We start from the raw sequence: 23,613 nt of genomic DNA on the forward strand, positions 1-23,613 counted from the left end.
ACCAAGACACGAAGAATGGAAAATTGTTTTTCTTCGTGTCTTGGTGTCTTCATGGTGAAATTCATAATCATCCGTAGATACCGTAATTAACCGGCTGCGAGGAGGCGCTGCCCGGTGCGAGCCGCTGCCAAATGGCGGGTTCTTCGGCTTGAAGTTTGGCGAGGTAGGCTTCGTGCGAGTCCACGCCGTAGACCCACTCGTCGAGCCAGGCTTCGGTGGCAGCTTGATCGCGCGAGATTTGCTCCCATGCCAGATAGCGTTGATTATCCCGGTCGTAATAGCCCTGCACGTAGGAGGGGTGCGCGCCATAGGGCTGATGCACGACGGCGTCCACGATGATGTGCGGGATCAGCGTGCGGTTGGGGTCGCTGCGGATAACGTCTGCGGGGACAATTTCTTCGGCAACGATGATGACGCGTTTGGCGGCGAAGGCGGCTTCTTTCTGCATCCCGATCAGGCCCCAGATTTGGGTGTTGCCCTGCTCGTCACAGCGCTGGGCGTGGATGATGGCGACATCGGGGTTGAGGGCGGGAACCACGGCGATTTGATCTGTGCCATAGGGGTTTTCCACAAAGCGGATCTCGGGGTTGGCTGCCGCTAAATCGGCGCCGAAATAACTCTTGAGGGGGAAGAAGGGCAGCCTGGACGCGCCTGCCATGTAGCGTCCCACCATGCCAAAATGTGAGTATTCTTCGATTTCAAGTTTGTGGGGGATGCCCTTCTCAATCGCCCGGCGGATGCAGTGCAGCGAGCCGACGCCGGGATTGCCCAGGTAGCTGAAGACCAGTTTGCGGGCGCATCCGGCGGCGATCATCTGGTCATAGATCAGATCGGGCGTCATGCGGCAGAGAGTCAGGTTTTTGCGCTTCTGGCGGATGATTTCATGCGCGGCGGCAAAGCCAATGAAGGCCGTGAAGCCCTCAATGGCTACAGCGTCGTCGTCGTGGACATGCGCGGCAATCGCGTTGTGAAGAGTGGTGAGTTTCATACAGATTATGTTAAAAATATCACCACGGAGGCACAGAGTTCACAGAGTTTTCTCCGTGATACCATAGAGATTCTCTGCGTTCTCTGTGTCTCTGTGGTGAAATTCTAATTGACGATTTCGCTCAAGCCAAGTTCGGCTAGTTTTTCTGGCGTGGGGATGCCGTTCTCGTCCCAACCTTGCACGCGGTAAAACTCCGGCAGCATATCGTCCAGCCGCACAACATGGCCTTTGGCTGGGCCAGAAGGGAGCGGTTCATTTAGCATGCGCGGGGGCAGGGTATCATCTTTTCCGGTGAAACCAGCCCGGATTAAGAACATACGCTCCAGGTTGAAGACGCGCTCCCCGGCTTGCAGCACACTTTCGGGGGTGTAATCCGCGCCGGTGGTCAGATTCATCAAACGGGTCAGGCGCGTCGGCCACAGGTTGATATCGGGGTCGAAAACATAGCGCATCGCCAGGAAAACGCACAGGCCAGTGGCATCAATATTCACAAAGGCATCGCCGAAACGTTTAATCAGGGCGGGCTTGCCATCGGTTGCCAGCGGATCAATTTTCTCCGGCACGCCGAAGACCTCGGCATAGGCCAGGTCTCCGGCCATGTGCGAAGCGCCCACGCTGGCGGTGGCATACAACAAACCCATGCCCTGCGCGCCGCGCGGATCGTAGCCGGGGAATTCCATTTTGCGAGCGGTCACTGCCAATTCGGGGTGCCCGTATTTTTCGGCCAGCCGGAAACTGCCCTCGGCCAGCGCATCGCCAAAACCTTCGCGGGTTGCCATCTTTTTGAGCATGGTAATCAGCGCGTCGCCATCGCCAAAGCGCAGCGGTTGGCCAATGTCGCTTTCGGGGATATAGCCGCTCTCGTACAAATCCATCGCCGCGGCCACCGTCATCCCGGCGGTGATTGTATCCATACCCAGTTCGTTGCAAATATAGTTGGCTTTGGTCACGGCGGCCAGATCGTCAATGCCGCAGCCACTGCCCAGCGATGAAATGCTTTCGTATTCCGGACCTTCGCCTTTGCCGTCATATTTTGAGCCTTCGGCCACTTCGGTCAGGCGACCGCAGGCAATCGGGCAGCGATAGCACGGCTTGGGACGGATGAGATATTTTTCAGTCAGCGTGTACCCATCAATCGTATCCACGCCTTCAAATTGGCCGCTCTGGAAATTGCGCGTCGGCAAAATACCCAGTTCATTGGTCACCTGGGGCACGTAGGCGGTGCCATACTCGCGCAGCGATGAACCAGCTTTCATATCGGCGCCAACTTCTTTGGAAATCTCAACACTGAATTTGGTCATCTCGTCGTGATTGTGCATGGGTGGTTTTTTGCGCCCCTGCACAACGACAGCCTTTAGATTTTTGCTGCCCATCACCGCGCCAACCCCAGAGCGGGCCGCGGCGCGGTGTTTGTCGTTCATGATGGCGGCCATCAAGGCCAAATTTTCACCCGCCGGGCCGATGCAGGCCACTTTGGCTTTGGGATCGGTCTCTGCCAGCAGCGCATCGGTGGTCTGATGCGTATCTTGCCCCCAAAGGTGCGCGGCGGGCCGGATTTCAACCTGGTCCTCGTTAATCCACAGATAAACTGGCTCGGCGGCTTTCCCGGTAAAGATAAACATATCGTAGCCGGTGCGTTTCATCCAGGTGGGGAAATCGCCGCCCGAATTGGAGTTTGAGATCGCGCCGGTGAGTGGGGATTTGGTCACCACCATATAACGGTTTCCCGTGGGGGCAGGCGTGCCGGTGAGGGGGCCGGTGGCGAAAATGAGCATATTCTCCGGCGAAAGCGGATCGGCTTTGGGTTCCATGCCCTCATAAAGATATTTGATGGCCCAGCCACGCCCGCCGAGAAAGTCTTTGGCTACAGCGGGGTCAACTTCTTCGCGTTCAATCGTTTGCTTGGTAAGATCAATTCTTAATATTTGTCCGTGCCAGCCGTTCATAAAATATATCCTTTCAAAAATACTACTCCGGTGCGACGTACTTGTCTCCAAACTTTTTTGAGTGAGAACTGCATGAATAAGTGCGTTACACTTTCGTATATCTGTACAAAATGCGGAACGCGAATATCGCGAATAGGCGAATTTCGCCAATATCTATGTTTTTTTCATTCGCACAACTCGCGTTGAAATTTGGCAATCATTTCCTAAATGTACGGTAGAAAACTTTCTTTGCGCCTTCGCGTCTTTGCGTGATACTACCCTCCGGCCACCGCCGAGAAGACACATATCACGTCGCCGTTTTTGAGTTTTTGCTCCGGGTCCGAGACATGCCCGTTGAGCAGAATCACGTTGCTTGCGTCGTAGGCAATCTCAAAACGCTCAACGATCTGCCGCACAACCGTATCGATAGGCACATTCATCTGGCAGGTGTTGCCTTTTGTGCCCTCCGGTAATTTTTGCCGATAGTTTGCGATGAGTTTGACGGATATTTGCATCTGTTTCTTGGCTGCCAGATTATTCATAACGAAATATATGCTTCGGCGCAAACCGGCCAATATAACCTTGATTGAGTGATTCAACGAGTTAGCACATGGCTGATTCATTCTATTGCAGATCAGATGGCGCGTCAATGAATTTGGTCGACGCAAATTGGCCGGTTCAACTTTCGAGTTTTTCTAATGAAAAAACTGCAACTACCAAATGTGCATACTTCAGATATATCTGCTCATTTCTGAGTTTTCCCAATGCCCCGCCGCTGTGCGGTTCGAGATGACATTATTAACCCAAAAACCAGGTGCTTGAGACTCTTCTTGTCCCAAGCACCCGGTTTTGTTTTTCTGGATTAGTTTCTAGCTTTTGTTTAGCTTACTTCAGCATACTCAAACTGGCTATTATAAAGCTCGGCATAGAAACCCTTGCGTTGCAGCAACTCTTCGTGCTGGCCTTGCTCGACGATATCGCCTTCGTTCATCACCAAAATCCAGTCGGCGTTGCGGATGGTGGACAGGCGGTGCGCAATGATAAAGCTGGTGCGGCCTTCCATCAGGTTGTCCATCGCCTTCTGGATCAAAACCTCGGTGCGCGTATCCACTGAACTGGTGGCTTCATCCAGAATCAACATGGTTGGGTCAATCAAAATCGCCCGCGCAATCGTCAGGAGTTGTTTTTGGCCTTGAGAGATATTGGTGGCTTCTTCATTGAGTACCAGATCGTAGCCATCGGGCAGGGTGCGCACAAAGTGATCTACGTGGGCGGCCTGGGCGGCGGCTATCACAGTTTCATCGCTGGCGCCGGGTTGCCCATAACGGATATTTTCCATAATCGTGTCGTTGTACAGCCAGGTATCCTGCAGCACCATCCCCAGCATACAGCGCAGATCGCCGCGGCTGAAATCCTTGATATTGTAGCCATCGATCAGGATTGAACCCTTGTCTACATCGTAAAAGCGCATCAGCAGCTTGACGATGGTGGTCTTCCCCGCGCCAGTTGGGCCAACAATGGCGATCTTCTGCCCCGGCTGAACATCGGCGGAGAAATTGTGGATGATGGCTTTCTCCGGATCGTACCCGAATTGAACATTCTGGAAGATTACGTGTCCTTCAATTGCTTCCGGGTAGACCGGGTCAGCCACATCAGGGATTTCCTCCGCTTCGGCCAGGAACTCGAAGACGCGTTCCGCCGCCGCCGCGGTTTGTTGGAGAATATTGGAGATATTGGCGATCTGGGTCAGGGGCTGGGTGAACGAACTCATATACTGGATGAAGGCCTGAATATCGCCCACGGTGATGGCATTTTGGGTTGCCAGATAGCCGCCCAAAATCGCGATTCCCACATAGCCCAGATTGCCCACAAAGCGCATCACCGGCATCATTAAGCTGGAAAGGAATTGAGATTTCCAGGCAGAGCTATACAGGGTGTCATTTAGCCCATCAAAGCGCTCCACACTCTCGGCTTCGCCGTTGAAGGCTTTCATCACCAGATGTCCGCCAAACATTTCTTCGACATGCCCGTTGACATGGCCGAGGTAATCTTGCTGCTGTTTGAAGAATTTCTGCGACTGACGTACGATCAGCGAAATCACAACCATCGAGAGCGGCACAACCAGCAGCGCCACCAGGGTCATTTGCCAGCTAATCGTGAACATCATAATCAGCACGCCGACCACCGAGACCACGGATGTAATAATCTGCGAAAGACTCTGATTTAAGGTTTGGCTGACCGTATCCACATCGTTAGTGATGCGCGAAAGCACTTCACCCTGACTGGTGTTATCGAAGTATCTGAATGGCAGTCGATTGATTTTTTCGGCAATATCTTTGCGGAAACGATAGGTTATATCCATCGAAATGCCGGACATGATCCAGCCCTGGATATAGCCAAACAGTGTGGAACCGAGATACAAACCCAGCGCGATGAGGATAATGCGGCCGATATAGGCGAAATCAATCCCGGAGCCGGTTCCGGCAATCTGGGCGATGACGCCCTCAAAAAGTTTGGTGGTAGCCTTGCCCAATATTTTAGGGCCGATGATACTGAAGATGGTCGAAGCGACCGCGAAGAGCATCACAACTAGAATCGTAAATTTATAAGCGCCCAGATACTCGCCCAACTGGCGCATGGTGCCCTTGAAATCGCGGGCTTTGTCGCCTTTCATCATCGCCATCGGGCCATGTCCCATTGGGCCGCGCCTGCGCATGGGGGGGGCAGCCGGTTTTTGCTCGGATGATTTTGTGTCACTGTGCATACTCATGCCAGCTCCTCCTTGCTTAACTGCGAGGTAGCAATTTCTTGATACGTTTCGCAGTTTTTCATTAACTCGTTATGTGTACCTTTTCCAACTACCCGCCCCTCATCGAGGACAATAATCTGGTTGGCATTTTTGACGGTTGCCACGCGCTGGGTGACCAGCAGTACTGTACTAGCGCCCGTTTTTTGCTTCAATGCCTTGCGCAAGGCGGAGTCGGTCTTGAAATCCAGCGCCGAAAAACTGTCGTCGAAAATATAAATTGGCGGCTTCTTGACCAGGGCGCGTGCAATTGCTAGGCGCTGCCGCTGCCCGCCAGATACGTTCGTGCCGCCCTGGGAAATCTCAGATTCGAGACCTTCCGCTTTGGCCGCGATGAACTCGGTGGCCTGGGCGATTTCGGTAGCTTCGTCTAAAACTTCATCGCTGGCGTTTTGGTCCGCATAGCGCAGGTTGCTCTCAATCGTCCCGGAGAACAACATGCCCTGTTGTGGCACATAGCCAATCTTGTCGCGCAGATCGCTCTGCCGCACTTCACGAATATCCAGGCCATCGAGATAGATGGCGCCTTCGGTCACATCGTAAAAGCGCGGAATCAAATTTACAACGGTAGATTTTCCGCAGCCAGTGGAGCCAATAAACGCGGTTGTCTCACCGGGGCGGGCCGAAAAGCTGATATTACGCAGCACATCATCCAGCGCGCCGGGATACCGGAAAGAAACATCGCGGAATTCAATCTCGCCCTTGAATGGTTCGGTAAATTGCCGGGGTTCTTGCGGGTCGGTGATGCTTGTCTCCGTTTCGAGTACATCGGCGATGCGCGCCCCCGATACGGCTGCTCGAGGCAAAAAAATGAACATCATCGACATCATCAGGAAGGAAAAAACAATCTGCATGGCATATTGCAGGAAAGCCATCATGTCGCCCACTTGCATATTCGCCTCAGCGACTTGATGCGCACCCACCCAGATAATGCTTACGGAGAGAACATTCATCAACAGCATCATCAATGGCATCATCGTGACCATTACCCGTGCAATGAACAGGCTGACATCGGTTAGATCGCGGTTCGCTTTGTCAAAACGCACAGCTTCGTCTGCTTGTTTGTTGAAAGCCCGGATCACCATCATGCCGGAAAGATTTTCGCGCGTCACCAGATTTAGGCGGTCAATTAAATTTTGGACGACTTTGAATTTCGGCAGGGCAATCGCGAAGATCGTCAGGATGATGGTGATCAGCGCCAGTACAGCAATGCCAATTAACCACCACATGCCAGCCCCCTTATCAATCGCCCGAATGATGCCGCCAATACCTATAATGGGGGCGAAGAAGACCATACGCTGGATCATGAAGATCACATGCTGTACCTGAGTGACATCGTTGGTCGAACGCGTAATCAGGGATGCCGTGGAAAATTTGTCGAACTCGGTGTTCGAGAAACTTTCTACTTTTTTGAAAGCATCTTTGCGAATATCGCGCGCGGCCCCCGCTGCAGTGCGGGCAGCCAGGAAGCCAACCGCAATTGTACAGGCTCCGCCAAGCAGCGAGATCAACAGCATAGTGCCGCCGATGCGTAAAATATAGCTGGTTTGCAATTTGGCCGTATTCATGCCAATCGCTTCATACTCAGCCCGGACTGCGCTAACCGCCATCTGGTTGATCATGCTATCGCCGAGGGCGGCAAATTGTTCGTTAATCTGGGCACTGATTTGTGAAAGTTGCGCGGCGGGCATCTGTGTCAGCAGGCTGAAAACATCCATCCCGGCGGGAATTTTGGCGGGATCGAAGCCAAGCCCCATGTCGGGCGCGCTTTCTGGATTGGCGATCATCTGCTCGATGCCGGAGACGACCAGCAGGGGTTTGCCCATCACAGGGATGAGTGCGTCAACCTCGGCCTGATCCAGCTCCCGGAGCAGGTAAAGCGGCTCCTGCGCCAGGGCAGGATACGCCTCGAGATGCAATTCTGCCTCGGGGGACTGCGCGTCCACCAGCGTATAATCCGCCAGCACCCGCGTTTGATCGTCAGCGCTCATGAAAATGAGTAACTTATCCATCTGGCTCTGGCGAATGGCCTCGGGGACGGCGCTCTCTACGCCGCTTTGCTGAATGCCGACATTGATAATCCGGGAGAGATAATCTGGCAGCGCCAGATCGGCATTGGCCTGCACAAACAGCAGGACAATGGTGATGAGAATAAAATATGTATAGGGTTTTAAATATTTGGTCAATCGTAGCATGTTGAAAATGCTCCTTAGTGTGGGATTTCAGTGGTCTGGCCGAGCGACTCCCCCTTGTCGATCAGGATATTCAGCGCGGCGGTAATTTGCTCTTTTTCGGCGGGCGAGAGCGCGACAGCCAGATCATCGAGCCAGCCCTGGCGGGCGCGGATACTCTCTTCGAGTATCTGGCAACCTTTATCGGTGAGGACGATTTGCTTGACACGCCGGTCGTTTGGGTCTTCTGTACGCGAAATGAGTGCCTGTTGCACCAGGCGTTCCAGCATCTGGCTGACGGCCGCGCTGGTCACGCCCAAATGATCGCCCAGGTCGGTGACGCCGCTGCTGCCCATGCGGTGAATATGGAACAAAGCGCCAAGCTGCGACATGGAAAGCCCGCTTTCTCGAACGTAGCCGAGAAAATTGCGCATCGAGCGGCGCATGAATATTTTGATCCATTGATGCAGCGTATTTACAAATATATCGGCAGATGACATACTTCGTATCCTTGTGAGCTTTCGCCGCGCCGCAAATGGCTGCAAAAAAATATGGCGTGGCATAGCCATTCCTTATTTTTTTTGGATTCCACAGTTCACTTTGGCGAAAATTTCACTTATATAGTTAAGTAAACTGAAATATATAGTTGTCTTAGGAATTTGTCAAGGGGAAAAATGCACGCCCCCGCGCATCTGGCGGAGGCGTTTGGATGTTGTGCTGTGATTATTTTGCTTCTGGCAGGATGTATTCACCCTCGGTGACGAGTTGGGCTTTGCCACCGTCTTGCTCTTCGTAGATGAAGTATTTCAGGGCGATGGGCATAACCTGAGCCAACATGCCCTGCGCCGGGCAGTAGCGCACGGCAGAAAGCTCCATGGCGCGCAGAACGGCTTTTTCGGCGATGCCCTTGCCAGTGACATGATATTCAATTGTGGCGGCAGTGAAAACTTTGGGGTGCTGATCGGCGCGCTCGGTGCTGACGCGTACATCGTAGGCGGTGATTTCCTGGCGTTTTTTCGCTAAAATTGAAATTACATCCATCGCCGTGCAGCCCGCAAGGCTGAGGGCCATCAACTCCATGGGGCGAAAACCATCGTTATCGCCGCCCACGCCGGGGTCTGTGCCCAGGGGGACTTCAAAGCCGGAATCGGATGTTCCGGTGAAGCTCATACGACCGTGCCAGGTTACTTTTGCATCCATGTTTTCTCTCCATAAAAATATAAATCACGAGGCTCTTGTGTAAAAAATGTGCAAATCAAATAATGTCATGCTGAGGCGCAGCCGAAGCATCCAGCGAAGCGCCTGCGCTGTGCTAGACCCTTCGCTATCGAAACAATATTTCTGCACACTTTCGCCAGATGAGCCAATCACGAATGTGTACGAATTGCTCGAATGACACGAATATTGTGAGCATTTTCAGGAGGTAATTCGTGTGATTTGTGCCATTCGTGATAAAAATTTGTAAATATTATTCACTCAACAAAGGCGTGACGTGCTTTTCCAGCATTTCCAGGCTGATGGCGCCCGTCCAGGCCAGGCGCACGGTTCCGGTGGAATCGATGACGTAGGAGCTGGGCAGGCTGTTGTTTTTGAAAGCGCGCAGGGCTGCGCCGTCGGCGTCCAGCCACATGGGGAAGGTGATGCCGTTCTGGGCGATAAATTCTTCTACCTGGCTGGCTGTATCGCCCGCGCTAATGCCGATCAGGGTGAAGTTTTCATCGCGGTGGGTTTCAAAGAAAGCTTCTAATTCGGGCATTTCGGCGCGGCAGGGCGGGCACCAGGTAGCCCAGTTGTTGACCAGCACGATACCGCCGCGATAATCCTCCAGCGCGACAGGCACCCCGTTGACGTCTGCCAGAATCAACTCCGGGGCCGGATAGTTGACCGCCGCCGGGATGGACGAGGCGCCGCTGCTTCCCGCAGATGAATCCGCGGCGCTACTGGTCAGCTTGGGGCGCAAAAAAGCGCCCGCAATCGCCAGAAGAATTAATCCCGTGCCGACAATTATCAACGGCAGGGCATTGCTTGATTTGCTTTTGCGTCTTCGGTTTGCCATAGGTTTACTCTTGCAGGAGAGGGGTTACAAATTCTTCCAATATTTCAAGGCTGATAGGGCCGTACCAGGCCAGCCGTATAGTGCCGGTGCGATCCACAACATACGAACTTGGCAAATGATTATTGTTGAAAGCATTGTAGATATGTTTTTTCGCATCCCGCCAGAGGGGAAAACTCAGCCCCATTTTTTGGCGGAAGGCCTCCATATCGTCGGCAGAATCTTCGGCGTTCAGGCCGATCACCAGCAGGCCATCGGCTTGCCTGGCCTGGTAGTAGGCTTCCAGTTCGGGCATTTCGGCCACGCAGCCGGGGCACCAGGTAGCCCACATATTCAGCAGCAGCACCTGGCCGCGATAATCATCCAGCGAGGCCGCGGCGCCAGTTTGATCGACGAGTTCCAGCGCCGGAGCGGGGAATTCAACTACTTGCGGGATCACCGATGGGACGCGCCGCGAGCCGTATTCGATATAAGCGGGCGTCGGGGTCGGACCTGAGGGGCTGGGTGCCAGCCATTGGGGGATCAGATTCAACCCAATGAACAGGACTACCGCCACAACCGCCGCACCGATCAGCGCTTTTTGCAGGGTCCAGAAGCGTTTGGGCTTCCAGCGTTCTTCATAAGGGTAGTCGGATGGATTCGTCATGGGGGCAGCCTTACTACTGTTGGGTTGGTTGCTGCTATTGTAGCAGAGTGCTGCCTCGCGTAGCGCCCTCACCCTGATTTGATCGGAGCGAGAATCAGGGTGAGGGATTCAGCATTAGTGTGTGTGAACGCGGCGCGGGTCGCTGATCAACTCGCCGCGCAAGTATTGCTGTAAGGCCGTTTCGATCTCACCGCCGCTGAGGTAGACCTCTAATCCGGCATTTTGGGCTTTGTCCAACGCGGGTTGACCCATGCCGCCGCAAATCAATACCTGGCAATCGGTGAACGTCTGGAACATCTGTGCGCCTTTGCCATGATGATGGTGGTTGGCATCGTGATGATGGTCGCCCGTGAAATGTGCCTTTTGGCGTTCTTCTTCTGCCAATACCTGACCATTTTCAACGGTATAGATTTTGACTAAAGGGGCGCGCCCAAAATGGCTGCTGATGCGGGTACCGTTCTCGGTAATAATCGCGATTTTTTTGATCATTACAGGTCCAGCAACTTGTCGATTTTTGGGCGGTCAAAGCCAACGATGATTTTGTTGCCGATTAAGATTTGGGGCACGCCCTGCTGACCGCTGCGGCGCAGCATATCGCGGGCGGCGGTTTGGTCGCGTGAAACATCCACATTTTTGAAGCGCACGCCTTTTTGGCGGAAATATTGTTTAGCCGTTTTGCAGTAGGAGCAAGTGGGTGTACTGAACATAATGACGCGGGGTTGTTTTTTCTTGGTTTCGGTTTTTGTTGTCATTTCTTTCTCCGTAGTGAGATGGATTTCATAGGGTGTGTATGCCCTGTTCCTCATCCGGCCAGAACACGCTGCAATTCTTTTATAAGTTTTCCTTCGGGTACAGAACCAATTACACGTCCCGCGCCGTCGTTAATGGTGGTCTGCGGCACGCCGCTTACATAGTGTTTTGCGGCTAATTCCTGAAATTCGGTGGCTTCGATGGCTTCAGCCTGAACCAGTTCACTTTCCATTGCAAATTGATGTGCGAGCATCACGGCTCGTGGACAGTGCGGTCAGGTAGGGGTTACAAAAACCTGTAAGAGTACAGGTTCTTTTAAGTCTTTGAGGTAGGCGCGCGTCTTGGTATCTAACCCAGAGTCACCGGAGGAAATCCGTAGTAGATCGTTGATTAGGGAACTGAACTCATGACCTGAGGGGATGCCCGCGTAGCGCACGCCATAGTCAATGAAATCATCGCCGTCTTTGCCAGCCAGCACCATGCCAGGAGTCTTATCTACATTGAATTTGACAGCCAGATCGGCGTTGGCGTTCAGGTTATAAACACTCATTTCAAGTTGATCGGAAAGGGAAACGACTTCTTCGAGTAGTTGCTGGGTGTCGTCGCAGTAGGTGCAGTTTTCTTCCTCGCCGAAGAAGAGTATGTGAACAGGGTTTTTCATCTCGGCAAAGGCATCGCGCACCTGCCCTTTGATTTGATCATTGAGTAAATCGGCCATTGAAAGTATGAACTCCTTTATGCCCGGAAGGGCAGCGTACGAATTTTCTCGACACAACGAGTTTTTTTAGAAAATCGTTGTGTCGAATTTTTAGATGCGCGGGAAGGAGAAAGGTTACAATAGACCTGTTCCTGAATAAAACTGATTGCGAAGGCGGGGGATGCCGAGATGGTAGTTATTTGGGAACAGCTCTATTTTTGAAATACAAAGAGCTTCTGTGATTTTTTACAGAAGCTCTTTGTAATGGAATAGTTGTGTGCGCTATTCTTGCGCTTCTCCCACTGAATTTTCCAGAAAATCTTCCAGGTTCAGGCGGCGGAAAAGGCGCAGGCGCACATCCGAAGGGATTTCGGGTTCTGCGGTAGTTTCGTGGTAAAGATAGACCGTCTTTTTGTAGGTATCTACAACAATGCGGCAGTCTTCGCAATCGGCGATGTGGCGCTCAATTTCGTTACATAGTTCTAGCCTCAGTTCGCCGTCCACATAGTCGGAGAGCGAATCGAGGAGATGGAAGCAATCTTGATGATTGTGATAATCGTGTTGTATCATAGCTTTCTCTGGCATTTTATACGCTTTCTGGAACCTGGCCCTGATAATAGGCGGTCAGGCTTTCGCGTAAATTCATGCGGGCACGGTGCAGGCGAGTTTTTACAGCGGTTTCGCTAATTTCCAGGACTTCGGCGGTTTCGCGGGTTGAAAGCCCTTCAATATCGCGTAAGACAAACGCTAGCTTGAGACTTTCTGGTAACTGGGTGATGCTACGATCCAGTTGTTTGCGGGCTTCGTCGCTGACTAACTCATCTTCAGGCAGGCAGCACCAATCGACGATTTGCAATGGCCTGGCAGTTTCATCATTGTTATTTTGTTGCGGCGATTCCACAGAAACAGGATCAGGCCGTTTCTTGCGCAAAAACATCAGGGCTTCATTGGTTGCAATGCGATACAACCAGGTTGATACTTTCGACTGTCCCTGAAATTTTGGCAACGCATGAAAGGCTTTGATAAACGTATCTTGAAGCACATCTTCAGCGTCTTGTGGATTGTGCAGCATTTTCAATGCCAGGCGATAGATATACCCAGAATAGGCTTCTACCACGCGGGCAAACTCAGCCTGATCGCCGTTTTGAAGTGCTTCCAAAGAAAATTCTGCTTCTGTTCGATCCTGTTGATTCATTAAGATGCTTCCTGGCGTAAAAGGTTACAAAGCGCCGTCATCATTTGATCCCTGTATGCGATATGCGATATGCGATTGTATCATACAGGGTTTACGCAAAACGATGAAAAATATACCGGAAATAGAGGTGTGTGGGGCGCTTCGTACCCCCCACACCTCTATTTCCGGGCTTTCTCTTGCGAAAGTGCGTAAGTCCTGCCATAGTTGATATGAGATGTTTCTCATGTCCCAAAGAAGGTGTTTTTAAGCCTGGTTGAGCAAAATACTTGTCTTTTGATAGTTGTCGCCAATCATTTATGACAATTATCCTGATGATTTGTGATAGTACATACTGACGTTATCCAGCAGGCGATTTTATACTAAGTTCGCAGTTTTTGTTGCTTGTAAATTTGAAAATTATATTAAATCCTTCTTTGAGTTGTTTATCTCAAGGGCCATAACTCAACATGCTTAGACCCAATCGGCGAGTAGGAAGTTGTCAACGCAAGACACTCAATGTGCGGTGCTGCTCAAAAACATCGCAGCATCGCTTAGATTGTTCGTGCTTGCGCGCCGGGCGTTCTCCGGGGTATCGTCAATTTGTTCTTTATTTGGCAGTAAAAGCCAGCGACTAAACACAGTCGCTGGCTTTTTGTGTAATATATCAGAAATATACCGTAGTTTATAAACACAGTCACGCATTATTCACTAATTCAGTAAGGAGGATAGCCCCCTATGACTGTACTAACACTTGAACTCCCCGCCATGTATGGGGATCACCATGTCGTTGAAGTCAGGCGAATTTTGCTTGAACTCAAGGGTGTGGAAGATGTCTATGCCAGCAGCGGCTTCCGCGCTGCCGAGATCACCTATAACGCCAAAAAGGTTACCAAGCAAGATATTATTGCAAAGCTTGAAGAGGTTGGCTATATCGGTGAATTGTCGATTCCGGAAGAGACCGATGTGCCAGCCAATGAAAGTGAAGTAAAAGACCTGTTCTTCCGGCACACGGAAGCTTATGCTCAAACCAACCGAGTGGTCAGCTTTGAGCAAAATGTTGGTCATGCAGGCCGCGCTTTATGGCCGTGCCCTGGCATGGCACCAATTACTAGTATGGAAGAGGAATAAAAAAATGGCGAAGAAAAAACGAACCCCCCAGGAATTCAGCACTGATCCGGCTGCACAGGAGATGCTCATTCGAGCGGAAGAGTTAGGTATTGGTACGGCATTTACTCGCGCCGATGATATGGCCCCTTGTAATATCGGTAGTGCGGGGATGTGCTGTAAAATTTGCGGCATGGGGCCTTGTCGTCTGACCAAAGATGGCTCCACGGGCATCTGCGGGGCAACCATTGATACTATCCAGGCCCGCAACCTGATCCGCGCCATCGCTGCCGGAGCCGCGGCACACTCGGATCATGGCCGCGACATGGCCTTTACGCTCAAAGCAGCCGCCAATGGCGAAGCCGAAGGTTACTATATCCGTGACGTTGCCAAGCTGCGCACCGTTGCAGGTTACTACGATATTGAAGTTGACGGCCGCTCGCCCGAAGAGGTTGCCAACGAGTTGGCCGATCTGTATATTGCGCAATTCGGTCAGCAAAAAGGTGTTATCGCTCCGATTCGCCGTGCACCCGAAAAACGCCAAAAAATTTGGGAAGAACAGGGTGTTCTGCCGCGCGGCGTTGATCGTGAAACCGTTGAAGCGCTGCATCGCACGCATATCGGCGACGACCAGGACCCTGAGCATATTCTGCAGCACGCCATCAAAACCGCGCTTGCCGATGGCTGGGGTGGAAGCCTGATTGCCACGGATGTCTCCGATATTCTCTTCGGAACCCCCGCTCCCATTTTGGGACAGGCTAATCTCGGTGTACTGAAAGCAGATATGGTCAACGTCGTTGTCCACGGGCACGAGCCTACTCTCAGCGAGATGATTGTGGCCGCTTCGCAGACCCCTGAGATTATCGAATATGCCAAAGCCGCCGGCGCCAAAGGCGTGCAGCTTTCCGGTATCTGCTGTACAGCCAATGAGATTCTCATGCGCCAGGGCATCCCGGCGGCAGGTAACTTCCTGCAGCAGGAACTCTCCATTATGACCGGCGCGGTCGAGGCGATGGTTGTGGATGTGCAGTGCATTATGCAAGCTCTGGTCGGCCTGGCCGAAAATTTCCACACCAAGATCATTACTACTTCACCCAAAGTTAAACTCAAAGGCGCAACGCATATTCAATTCGACGAGCATCATGCGCTGACGATTGCCAAGAATATCCTAAAGGAAGCCATTGATAACTTCAAAAACCGTGGCTCCATTCAAATCCCCGATGTACGCGAAGACCTGATTCCTGGTTTCTCGCATGAATATATCAACTATATGTTGGGCGGCTCCTACCGCTCATCATTCCGCCCGTTGAATGATGCCATCATGTCTGGCCGTATCCGCGGCGTGGCCGCTATTGTGGGCTGCAACAACCCGCGCAGCCAGCATGATTACCTGCACACCTACGTCACCAAAGAAATGCTCAAACAAGACGTATTGGTTGTCGAAACTGGCTGCGGCGCGATTGCCAGCGCCAAATTGGGTTTGCTGCTTGGTGAAGCTGGTCTTGACCAGGTTGGCCCCGGATTGAAAGAAGTTTGCGAAGCCATCGGTATTCCGCCGGTGTTGCATATGGGATCGTGCGTGGATAACACCCGCATCCTCACCGTACTAACCCAGATTGTGGAAGAAGGTGGCCTGGGCGACGATATTGACCAGGTCCCAGCGGTGGGCTTGGCCCCTGAGTGGATGAGCGAAAAAGCGCTCTCGATTGGTACCTACTGCGTGGCCTCGGGTGCGTATGTCATCTTCGGCGGATCATCCCCAGTGGGCGGTATGCCCGATAAAGTCTCGGACAGCAGTCTTGTTTCCGGCTTGATTAGTGAAGGCTGGGAGAAACTTTACGGCGGCAAGCTGGAATTCATCCCCGATCCCGATGAAATGATCAAAGCCACCCTCGAGCATATCGACAAGAAACGCGCCGCCCTGGGGCTGCCCGAATATGATCCCAAGCGCTTTGGCGAGAGCGGTGATGCCCGCATGTTGGAACTGGAAGGCTTGCCGCTTTCTGAGCGCAAAGCAGCTATCTATGGTTTACCCGTTGCTGGAGACTAATGACGTTTAAACGTTCCAACGTTTGAACGTTCGGAGGCACACATGTCAAAATATATTGCAACCCGCGCCATCCGCGGCGCAAATTCCCTGGTGATCGAAGCCGAATTAATGCTTAAGCGCGCCATTGAAGAAAAAGGCGTAGATACACTGGTTGAATTCCCCAATACAGCCTATTTCTTGCCAACTATCTATGGGATGACCGGAATTCAGGTCAGCACGTTGGGACAGTTGGTAGAAGTTCTTTCGCACGCTCGTTCGCTATTACACCCGGTGCCATCTCAGCGGCACTGGACTCCCTACCTCGGCGAGACTCTCGATGGCGGCATGGCTACCTTGTTGGCTGCCGAAATTATCGAGGCGATTCGCTTTGTGTATGGGATGCAGCCTGAACCTTTCCCCGGCATCGAACTGGCAGGCGGAACAGCCTACCCCGAGCTGGATAACGGCGGGGGGCCAGCAGGCCACCTCAACGGTCCGATTGACGACATCCAGCTTCGTTCGTGGGGTATCCAGCTTGTCGATGGGCGTATGCCCGGGTTCGCCGCTATCGTCGGCGCGGCAAAATCCAACGAAGTCGCTGTAAAATTGGTGCGCGAACTTCAACGTCGCAATATCCTGATTTTCCTCTCTGGGAATGTTAACGGGCGCAGCATCATCCACCAGTTGCAAGAAGAAGGTGTGGATTTGGGCTACGACACCTATACAATCCCCTTTGGAACGGATACGCTTAGCGCCATCTACGCCCTGGGATTTGCCACCCGCTCTGCGCTGACTTTTGGCGGCATTGACGCCGGACAGGCGCGCGACATTTTGATGTATAACAAAAAACGCGTGTTCGCCTTTGTGCTGGCTCTCGGCGAAGTCGATGATCTTAAATATGCCGCGGCTGCCGGAGCGATCAACTTTGGCTTCCCGGTGATCGCCGATACCGTCATCCCCGAAATTCTACCCACCGGCGTGACCGATTATGAGCACGTGGTCTCAATGCCTTTTGACAAGATCGAGGGCGCCGACGACCTGGAGCGCGCCGAGCGCATGGTGCAAAAATGCATCGAAATCCGCGGCGTCAAGATCAAAATGACCGAAGTGCCCGTGCCGATCCCCTACGGTTCGGCCTTTGAGGGTGAAGTCGTCCGCAAAGCCGATATGCGCGTCGAGATGGGCGGTAAGTACTCGCGCTGTTTCGAATTTTTGCGCATGATGGATATGGACGATGTTACCGATGGCGTTGTGCAAATTATCGGCCCGAATATCGACTCGGTGGAAGACCAGGGTTCGATGGATATGGGCATCGTCGTCGATGTGGCTGGCCGCAAAATGCAAGAAGATTTTGAGCCGGTACTCGAACGTCAGATTCACTACTTTGTGAATGGCGGCTCTGGTTTGCAGCATATCGGCCAGCGCGATATTACCTGGATCCGAATTTCCAGGGAAGCGGTCGAAAAAGGTTTTGATTTGGAGAGCATCGGCAAAATTTTGCATGCTCGCCTGCACGCCGAATTTGGCGCTATCATTGACAAAGTGCGCGTCACCATTTACACCGACCCCGATTTAGTCACTGAATGGCTGGAAAAAGCCCGCGAGGCCTACGACTATCGCAACAAGCGCCTCGCCGATCTGACCGACAGCGCAGTAGACGAATTCTACTCCTGTACGCTGTGCCAGTCCTTTGCCCCCACCCACGTTTGCGTGGTCAGCCCCGAACGCCTGGGCCTGTGTGGGGCCTACAACTGGCTCGATTGCAAGGCCTCCTACAGTATTAACCCCACCGGCCCCAACCAGCCCATTGGTTTGGGCAAGCTAATTGACCCCAACCTGGGTTACTGGGAAGGCACCCTCGATTACGCCAAAGTCGGTTCGCATGGCGTGATTCAAGATGTCTCTATGTACTCGATCATGGAAAACCCGATGACGGCCTGCGGCTGTTTCGAGTGTATTGTCATGTACATTCCCGAAGTCGAAGGCGTGTTCATCGTCAGCCGTGAAGATGTGGGCATGACCCCCATGGGTATGAAATTCAGCACCCTGGCGGGCATGGCTGGCGGCGGTGTACAAACCCCCGGCGTGATGGGCGTCGGTAAGTTCTATCTCATCAGCCCCAAATTCATCTCTGCCGATGGTGGTTTCAAGCGCGTGGTCTGGATGAGCAAGAACCTCAAAGACAGTATGTCCGCCGAATTCCAGGTAGTTGCCGAGCGCGAAGGCATCCCCGATCTGATTGATCGCATCGCCGACAGCGAGAGTGTCACTACCGTTGAAGAATTGGTTGAATGGGTCAAAGACAAAGATCACCCCGTGTTGGATATGGGCCCCATGGTGGCCGAATCCGCCCGTGTTGAAGAAGATGTCATCGCACAGGCCGAAGCTGTGGTTGAAGCGGCAGCAGCGAAAGCGGAAAAAACTACCTCGAAGGTGGACGTTCCCGCGCCGCCCGAAGCTGCTCCTGCCCCCAAAGTGGAGGCTCCACCCGCAGCCCCGGCCGCACCCGCACCCGCTGGTTCGATTGAAGCACGCGTTGACCGTCTCGAACGTTCTGTTAAGACCCTTATCGGTTCTCTGGTCGGTGCGCTGGCCGAACTTGGCGATGTGGATATGTCACAGGTGGCAATCCCCGCCCCGGCCGCGGTAGCTGCACCCACCCCCCAGGCCGCGCCTGCAGCCCCTGCCGCAGCCCCGAAAATCGAACTTCCCCCCGATAAAGAATGGCTGCCCGAAGGCACATCCACAGCCATCACCAAAGAAAAATGGTCAGGCTCAGTGCGTCAAGTTGTGCTTGGCGCCACCGCAGCCGATGGCGGCACGCGTACTAAAACCGTCACGATTGGTGGCGAAACTGCCATGCCCTTCATGGATTTTGAAGGCGCGATGCCTTACAAGCCGGTCGTAGCGATTGAAATTAAAGATCGCCGCCCTGATGACTGGTCGGAATTGCTCAACAAGCAATGGGGCGATGCCATGAATGACCCCGGCGACTGGGCCAAAGCTGCCGAAGCCGCTGGCGCCGATATGCTCATGCTCACCCTCTCCCTGACCGATGCGGAGGGGAATCCGAACACCCCAGAGAAAGCCGTTGCAGCCGTCAAGAAAGTGTTGGCTGCCACCGGTTTGCCGCTGGCCGTCTTTGGCCCAGGACAGGCTGAAATCGATAACACCCTGATGGTGCCAATCTCAGACGCCACCAAAGGCGAACGTTTGCTGCTGGGCCTGTGCGAAGACAAGAACTATCGCACGATCGTGGCCTCGGCGATGGCGAATGGTCACGTAGTCAACGCCCGCACGGCCATGGATGTCAACCTGGCGAAGCAGCTCAATATCTTGATTAACGATATGGGCCTGCCGCTAGACCGCATTGTCATGGATCCGACCACCGGCGCGTTGGGCTACGGCTTTGAGTACGGCTACTCCGTGATGGAGCGCCTGCGCCTGGCAGCCCTGCAAGGGGATAGCATGACCCAAATGCCCATGTTGGTCACCCCCGGCGAAGAATGCTGGAAGACCAAAGAATCCAAAGTGGGTGATGATGTACCCGCCGAGTGGGGCGACTGGCTGGAACGCGGCATCACCTGGGAAACGCTGACCTCCGTTATGCTTATCGAGTCGGGCGCAGATGTAGTAGTACTGCGCCACCCCGAAAGTGTGCGGCGAACGCATCAGGCGATCAAAGACCTAATGAATGTTGAAGGATAAGGGTTATAAGTTATAGGTTGAAGGTTGCGCGTTTAATTTTCAACCTGCTAACCTTCAACTTTCAACCGTCTGGAGAAATATTATGGCTCTATCAGGAATCCAAATTTATAAATTACTTCCGCAAACCAACTGCAAGGATTGCGAGTTCCCCACTTGCCTCGCCTTTGCAATGAAATTGGCCGCCAAACAAGTTGAGCTTTCGCTGTGCCCGCATGTCAGTGAAGAAGCCGAGGCCCAGCTTTCGGAAGCCTCCGCGCCGCCCGTGCGCCCCTTTGCGCTCAAATCGAATGGCTACGAAGTCAAAGCTGGCAACGAAGTTGTGCTCTTCCGCCACGAAAAAACCTTCTACAGCCATCCGGGGTTGTTCTTGCGAGTGTACGATAGCCAATCGGCTGATGATATTCAGGCCAAAATAAAACCGGCAGATGCTTATAAGGTGGATTATGTTGGCATCAATCTGGAAATGAGCGGCCTGGCCGTTCAGGCGGCTGGCGGCGATTTTGCTGCCGCGGTGAAGGTTGTGCGTGAAGCCAGCCATCGCCCGTTGATCCTCATCGGCGAGCCGGACGCGCTCAAAGCGGGTTTGGCGGTTCTCGATGGGAGCGAAAAGGTGATGCTCTGCCACGCCACCAGCGAAAATTGGGAAGCGATGGCTGCCCTGGCGAAAGAAGCCGATGCCGCCCTCTCCATCGCCGCCGACAATCTGGACGAGATGATTGAACTTTCGAAGAAAATTGTCGATGCAGGCGTGAAAAATATTGTACTTTCGCCTACGCAGCGCGGTTTCCGCGGCACGCTGGTTGCCAATACCACGGCGCGGCGCATGGCGATTAAATCAAGCTTCCGCCCGTTGGGATTCCCGATCATCAACTTCCCCGGTGATGCAGGCGACGCCGCAACAGAGGTTGTTTTGGCTGGACAAGCCATCGGAAAATATGCTGGCTTCATTGTGTTGGATCACTTCACCCCGGAGGCCGTTTACCCCTTGCTGGTGCTGCGCGAAAATCTCTACACCGATCCGCAAAAACCCATCCAGGTGCAGCCTGGCGTCTACGAAATTAACAACCCCGGCCCCGATACGCCGGTGCTGGTGACCACCAATTTCAGCATCACCTACTTTAGCGTTGCCAACGAAGTCGAGAGCGCCGGAGTTCCGGCCTGGCTGCTGGTAACTGAAGCCGAAGGCATGAGCGTGCTGACGGCCTGGGCCGCCGGAAAATTCGACGCCGAAGTGATTGCGAAAGACGTCAAACGCTTCAACGTGGCCGACAAAGTAAGCACCAAAAAGATCGTGTTGCCCGGCCATACGGCTGTGCTTTCCGGTGAACTTGAAGAAGAACTCCCCGATTGGGAAGTCAAAGTTGGCCCGCGTGAGGCCGTAGACCTGCCTGCGTATATGAAACAGGCTGTTTAAAAAATATTATTCACTAGAAGACACGAAGGCACAAAGAAAAACATAGATTAGCCTTTCTTTGTGTCTTTGTCGTAGATTTACACAGTAGTTCAGAAAGAATTTTTACTTGTAAAGCACTAAACTATGGCTGAACACAAAATAACCTTCGACATTGCCAAAGAACCAGTCATCGCCCCCACCGGGATGCTTATTTCTGAAGCCGCGGCGCAGGCAGGCGTTGAAATCAACCAACCCTGCGGTGGGCAAGGCCGCTGTGGACGCTGCGCGGTGCGTGTGGAAACAGGCGCAGTTCGCCGACGCAGTTCGCTGCGGCTCTCTGCCGAAGATGTCGAAAATGGGTATGCCCTGGCCTGCCAGACAGTTGTCGAGGGCGATGTTAGCATTGAGGTGCCGCCGCAAGAGAAAATTGAACGGCGGCTGACCACCGATCGCACCGTAGGCGATGTGGCTGTGCCTGATGGTTATGATCCCCTTAAGGCGCAAACTATTCGCCGTCTGAATCTCACCCTCACGCCCCCCAGCATGGACGACCAGTCTGATGACTGGAGCAGGCTGCAAACCGCCGCCCGCAAGCAATACGGTATTGCGCCTTTGCATGTTTCTTTACATACATTGCGCAATATGGGTACAGTGCTGCGTGAAGGTGATTGGGAAGTCACCGCGGTGGTGAACACCGTTACCTGGGATGATACCGAAACCCCCAACAAATTATTAAGTTTGCGCCCCGGCCACACCCCCGAAGATACCCCACTTTGGGGCGCGGCAGTGGATATTGGCACCACCACCGTTTCGGTTTGGCTGGTGGATTTGCTCACGGGGAAAGTGCGTGCTCAGGTCGCCGAATATAACCAGCAAATTTCGCGCGGCGAAGATGTAATTTCACGCATCATTGTCGCCGGAAAAGAAGGCGGCGGTGAAAAGATGCGTGATCTGGTGGTGGGCACCATCAATGATCTAATTGAACGCGCCTGTAAACGCGTCAAGACCGAACCCCGAGAGATTATGAAAGCCACCATTGCCGGGAATAGCACCATGATTCACCTGTTGCTGGGTATTCCGGCGGTCAGTATTCGCCTGTCGCCCTTTGTCACAGGGGTTAATCACATCCCCGCGTTGAAAGCCGCGGATGTGGGGATCAACACGCACCCGCGCGCCGTCGTCGATTGCCTGCCCGGTGTAGCCAGCTACGTCGGCGCCGACATCAGCGCTGGTGTGCTTTCCTCGGGGATGGACGATGCCGAAGAAGTGTTGCTCTTTTTGGATGTTGGCACCAATGGAGAAACGGTATTCGGCTCCAAAGATTGGCTGGTCACTTGCGCTTGCTCGGCGGGGCCTGCCTTTGAGGGGGCTGGCGTACTCCACGGGATGCGCGCCACCAAAGGTGCTATCGAAGAAATTTGGGTAAATGGCGATACGTATGATCCATCTTTCCGCGTGATTGGCGGGGTAAAACCCACCGGTCTGTGTGGCAGTGGCCTGATCGCCCTGTTGGCCGAGATGTTCCTCACCGGTGTCGTCGACAAAGGTGGCAGTATCAACACCAAATTGGATTCGCCACGCGTGCGCAAAGGCGATCATGGCAGCGAATATGTGATTGCCTGGGCCAGCGAAAGCGCCATTGATGAAGACATCGTCATCACTAATGTGGATATCGACAATCTCTTGCGCGCCAAAGCCGCCATCTACGCCGGGTTTAGTGTGCTGGCCGATAGCGTCGGCATCCCCTTGGATATGGCCGCAAAAGTTCTCATCGGTGGTTCATTTGGCAAATATATTAACGTGGAAAAAGCCGTCGAAATTGGGCTGCTCCCCGATGTCCCCTGGGATCGTTTTGACTTTTTAGGCAATACCTCAGTGCGCGGCGCTTATCTGGCGCTGATTGACCATACAATGCGCCGCCGCATCACCGATATAGCAGCCCGCATGACCTATATCGAACTTTCTGCCGACAACTCGTTCTACGATGCCTTTATGTCGGCCCTATTCCTGCCGCATACCGATATGAGTCTGTTCCCAACGATTGCGAAGGCGATGGAACGCTCTTAATCTATATTTACATATTTACACCACAAAGGCACAAAGAGCAAAAAGCTTTTCTTTGTGGCTACAAAGCCGACCTTTGTGTTCTTCGTGTCTCGTGGTGACTAC

Annotated in this window: 20 protein-coding genes and 1 pseudogene; 6 read left to right on the plus strand and 15 right to left on the minus strand. The window is 53.2% G+C overall.

The annotated features are described in order from the left end of the window. Positions 1 to 67: 67 nt before the first annotated feature. The 15 genes from HN413_04320 to HN413_04390 all read right to left on the minus strand — a co-directional run bounded on the left by HN413_04320 (position 68) and on the right by HN413_04390 (position 13,195). Positions 68 to 988, minus strand: coding sequence for a CoA transferase subunit A (locus HN413_04320; GenBank protein MBT3389615.1), 921 nt, complete (start codon positions 986 to 988; stop codon positions 68 to 70). 104 nt (positions 989 to 1,092) lie between these two features. Continuing rightward, on the minus strand, positions 1,093 to 2,934 hold the full coding sequence (locus HN413_04325; protein ID MBT3389616.1) for an aldehyde ferredoxin oxidoreductase family protein: 1,842 nt from the start codon (positions 2,932 to 2,934) through the stop codon (positions 1,093 to 1,095). A 254-nt stretch (positions 2,935 to 3,188) separates the two neighbouring features. Then, on the minus strand, positions 3,189 to 3,455 hold the full coding sequence (locus HN413_04330; GenBank protein ID MBT3389617.1) for a MoaD/ThiS family protein: 267 nt from the start codon (positions 3,453 to 3,455) through the stop codon (positions 3,189 to 3,191). Positions 3,456 to 3,793: 338 nt separating this feature from the next. Continuing rightward, a complete protein-coding gene (locus HN413_04335) occupies positions 3,794 to 5,677 on the minus strand; it encodes an ABC transporter ATP-binding protein (GenBank protein MBT3389618.1) in 1,884 nt (627 codons plus the stop codon). 2 nt (positions 5,678 to 5,679) lie between these two features. After that, positions 5,680 to 7,914 (minus strand): ABC transporter ATP-binding protein, encoded by a 2,235-nt coding sequence (locus tag HN413_04340; GenBank protein ID MBT3389619.1) that lies wholly within the window; start codon positions 7,912 to 7,914, stop codon positions 5,680 to 5,682. Between the two features lie 14 nt (positions 7,915 to 7,928). Further along, positions 7,929 to 8,390 carry a MarR family transcriptional regulator gene (locus tag HN413_04345; GenBank protein ID MBT3389620.1) on the minus strand — a complete coding sequence of 154 codons (462 nt, stop codon included), beginning with the start codon at positions 8,388 to 8,390 and terminating at the stop codon, positions 7,929 to 7,931. A 223-nt stretch (positions 8,391 to 8,613) separates the two neighbouring features. Beyond that, complete coding sequence (locus tag HN413_04350; GenBank protein MBT3389621.1) at positions 8,614 to 9,090, minus strand: OsmC family protein; 477 nt, start codon at positions 9,088 to 9,090, stop codon at positions 8,614 to 8,616. Between the two features lie 268 nt (positions 9,091 to 9,358). Continuing rightward, a complete protein-coding gene (locus HN413_04355; GenBank protein ID MBT3389622.1) occupies positions 9,359 to 9,946 on the minus strand; it encodes a TlpA family protein disulfide reductase in 588 nt (195 codons plus the stop codon). Between the two features lie 4 nt (positions 9,947 to 9,950). Further along, on the minus strand, positions 9,951 to 10,589 hold the full coding sequence (locus tag HN413_04360) for a TlpA family protein disulfide reductase (protein MBT3389623.1): 639 nt from the start codon (positions 10,587 to 10,589) through the stop codon (positions 9,951 to 9,953). Positions 10,590 to 10,703: 114 nt separating this feature from the next. Then, positions 10,704 to 11,078 (minus strand): hypothetical protein, encoded by a 375-nt coding sequence (locus tag HN413_04365; protein MBT3389624.1) that lies wholly within the window; start codon positions 11,076 to 11,078, stop codon positions 10,704 to 10,706. Beyond that, the gene (locus tag HN413_04370) at positions 11,078 to 11,341 is read right to left on the minus strand and encodes an NrdH-redoxin (GenBank protein ID MBT3389625.1); all 264 of its coding nucleotides are present in this window, start codon (positions 11,339 to 11,341) and stop codon (positions 11,078 to 11,080) included. Before HN413_04370 ends, HN413_04365 begins: the two co-directional genes overlap by 1 nt. Before the next feature lie 50 nt (positions 11,342 to 11,391). Then, complete coding sequence (locus tag HN413_04375; protein ID MBT3389626.1) at positions 11,392 to 11,592, minus strand: hypothetical protein; 201 nt, start codon at positions 11,590 to 11,592, stop codon at positions 11,392 to 11,394. Positions 11,593 to 11,613: 21 nt separating this feature from the next. After that, complete coding sequence (locus HN413_04380) at positions 11,614 to 12,057, minus strand: hypothetical protein (protein ID MBT3389627.1); 444 nt, start codon at positions 12,055 to 12,057, stop codon at positions 11,614 to 11,616. 261 nt (positions 12,058 to 12,318) lie between these two features. Further along, positions 12,319 to 12,606, minus strand: coding sequence for a zf-HC2 domain-containing protein (locus tag HN413_04385; GenBank protein MBT3389628.1), 288 nt, complete (start codon positions 12,604 to 12,606; stop codon positions 12,319 to 12,321). A 16-nt stretch (positions 12,607 to 12,622) separates the two neighbouring features. Continuing rightward, positions 12,623 to 13,195 (minus strand): sigma-70 family RNA polymerase sigma factor, encoded by a 573-nt coding sequence (locus tag HN413_04390; protein ID MBT3389629.1) that lies wholly within the window; start codon positions 13,193 to 13,195, stop codon positions 12,623 to 12,625. 750 nt (positions 13,196 to 13,945) lie between these two features. Here HN413_04390 and HN413_04395 point away from each other — a divergent pair. The 6 genes and pseudogenes from HN413_04395 to HN413_04420 all read left to right on the plus strand — a co-directional run bounded on the left by HN413_04395 (position 13,946) and on the right by HN413_04420 (position 23,511). Next, positions 13,946 to 14,338 carry a heavy-metal-associated domain-containing protein gene (locus HN413_04395; protein ID MBT3389630.1) on the plus strand — a complete coding sequence of 131 codons (393 nt, stop codon included), beginning with the start codon at positions 13,946 to 13,948 and terminating at the stop codon, positions 14,336 to 14,338. A 4-nt stretch (positions 14,339 to 14,342) separates the two neighbouring features. After that, entirely contained in the window at positions 14,343 to 16,364 is a 2,022-nt protein-coding gene (cooS, locus tag HN413_04400; GenBank protein ID MBT3389631.1) for an anaerobic carbon-monoxide dehydrogenase catalytic subunit, read from the plus strand. 42 nt (positions 16,365 to 16,406) lie between these two features. Next, a pseudogene (cdhC, locus tag HN413_04405) lies at positions 16,407 to 18,683 on the plus strand (CO dehydrogenase/CO-methylating acetyl-CoA synthase complex subunit beta). A gap of 273 nt (positions 18,684 to 18,956) precedes the next feature. Beyond that, on the plus strand, positions 18,957 to 20,051 hold the full coding sequence (locus HN413_04410; protein MBT3389632.1) for an acetyl-CoA decarbonylase/synthase complex subunit delta: 1,095 nt from the start codon (positions 18,957 to 18,959) through the stop codon (positions 20,049 to 20,051). A gap of 82 nt (positions 20,052 to 20,133) precedes the next feature. Then, complete coding sequence (locus HN413_04415; GenBank protein MBT3389633.1) at positions 20,134 to 21,465, plus strand: acetyl-CoA decarbonylase/synthase complex subunit gamma; 1,332 nt, start codon at positions 20,134 to 20,136, stop codon at positions 21,463 to 21,465. Between the two features lie 123 nt (positions 21,466 to 21,588). After that, positions 21,589 to 23,511 (plus strand): DUF4445 domain-containing protein, encoded by a 1,923-nt coding sequence (locus HN413_04420; protein ID MBT3389634.1) that lies wholly within the window; start codon positions 21,589 to 21,591, stop codon positions 23,509 to 23,511. Positions 23,512 to 23,613: the final 102 nt, after the last annotated feature.

The sequence above is a fragment of the Chloroflexota bacterium genome (assembly GCA_018648225.1).
Taxonomy (GTDB): Bacteria; Chloroflexota; Anaerolineae; order Anaerolineales; family UBA11858; genus NIOZ-UU35.

What these genes read in the sequence shown, in the direction of transcription:
- HN413_04375 (MBT3389626.1), bottom strand. Translation starts at nt 11,592, where the DNA reads ATGCTCGCACATCAATTTGCAATGGAAAGTGAACTGGTTCAGGCTGAA.
- HN413_04420 (MBT3389634.1), top strand. Translation starts at nt 21,589, where the DNA reads ATGGCTGAACACAAAATAACCTTCGACATTGCCAAAGAACCAGTCATC.
- HN413_04355 (MBT3389622.1), bottom strand. Translation starts at nt 9,946, where the DNA reads ATGGCAAACCGAAGACGCAAAAGCAAATCAAGCAATGCCCTGCCGTTG.
- HN413_04365 (MBT3389624.1), bottom strand. Translation starts at nt 11,078, where the DNA reads ATGATCAAAAAAATCGCGATTATTACCGAGAACGGTACCCGCATCAGC.
- HN413_04395 (MBT3389630.1), top strand. Translation starts at nt 13,946, where the DNA reads ATGACTGTACTAACACTTGAACTCCCCGCCATGTATGGGGATCACCAT.
- HN413_04330 (MBT3389617.1), bottom strand. Translation starts at nt 3,455, where the DNA reads ATGAATAATCTGGCAGCCAAGAAACAGATGCAAATATCCGTCAAACTC.
- HN413_04360 (MBT3389623.1), bottom strand. Translation starts at nt 10,589, where the DNA reads ATGACGAATCCATCCGACTACCCTTATGAAGAACGCTGGAAGCCCAAA.
- HN413_04335 (MBT3389618.1), bottom strand. Translation starts at nt 5,677, where the DNA reads ATGCACAGTGACACAAAATCATCCGAGCAAAAACCGGCTGCCCCCCCC.
- HN413_04325 (MBT3389616.1), bottom strand. Translation starts at nt 2,934, where the DNA reads ATGAACGGCTGGCACGGACAAATATTAAGAATTGATCTTACCAAGCAA.
- HN413_04370 (MBT3389625.1), bottom strand. Translation starts at nt 11,341, where the DNA reads ATGACAACAAAAACCGAAACCAAGAAAAAACAACCCCGCGTCATTATG.
- cooS (MBT3389631.1), top strand. Translation starts at nt 14,343, where the DNA reads ATGGCGAAGAAAAAACGAACCCCCCAGGAATTCAGCACTGATCCGGCT.
- HN413_04410 (MBT3389632.1), top strand. Translation starts at nt 18,957, where the DNA reads ATGTCACAGGTGGCAATCCCCGCCCCGGCCGCGGTAGCTGCACCCACC.
- HN413_04350 (MBT3389621.1), bottom strand. Translation starts at nt 9,090, where the DNA reads ATGGATGCAAAAGTAACCTGGCACGGTCGTATGAGCTTCACCGGAACA.
- HN413_04345 (MBT3389620.1), bottom strand. Translation starts at nt 8,390, where the DNA reads ATGTCATCTGCCGATATATTTGTAAATACGCTGCATCAATGGATCAAA.
- HN413_04380 (MBT3389627.1), bottom strand. Translation starts at nt 12,057, where the DNA reads ATGGCCGATTTACTCAATGATCAAATCAAAGGGCAGGTGCGCGATGCC.
- HN413_04320 (MBT3389615.1), bottom strand. Translation starts at nt 988, where the DNA reads ATGAAACTCACCACTCTTCACAACGCGATTGCCGCGCATGTCCACGAC.
- HN413_04415 (MBT3389633.1), top strand. Translation starts at nt 20,134, where the DNA reads ATGGCTCTATCAGGAATCCAAATTTATAAATTACTTCCGCAAACCAAC.
- HN413_04340 (MBT3389619.1), bottom strand. Translation starts at nt 7,914, where the DNA reads ATGCTACGATTGACCAAATATTTAAAACCCTATACATATTTTATTCTC.
- HN413_04385 (MBT3389628.1), bottom strand. Translation starts at nt 12,606, where the DNA reads ATGATACAACACGATTATCACAATCATCAAGATTGCTTCCATCTCCTC.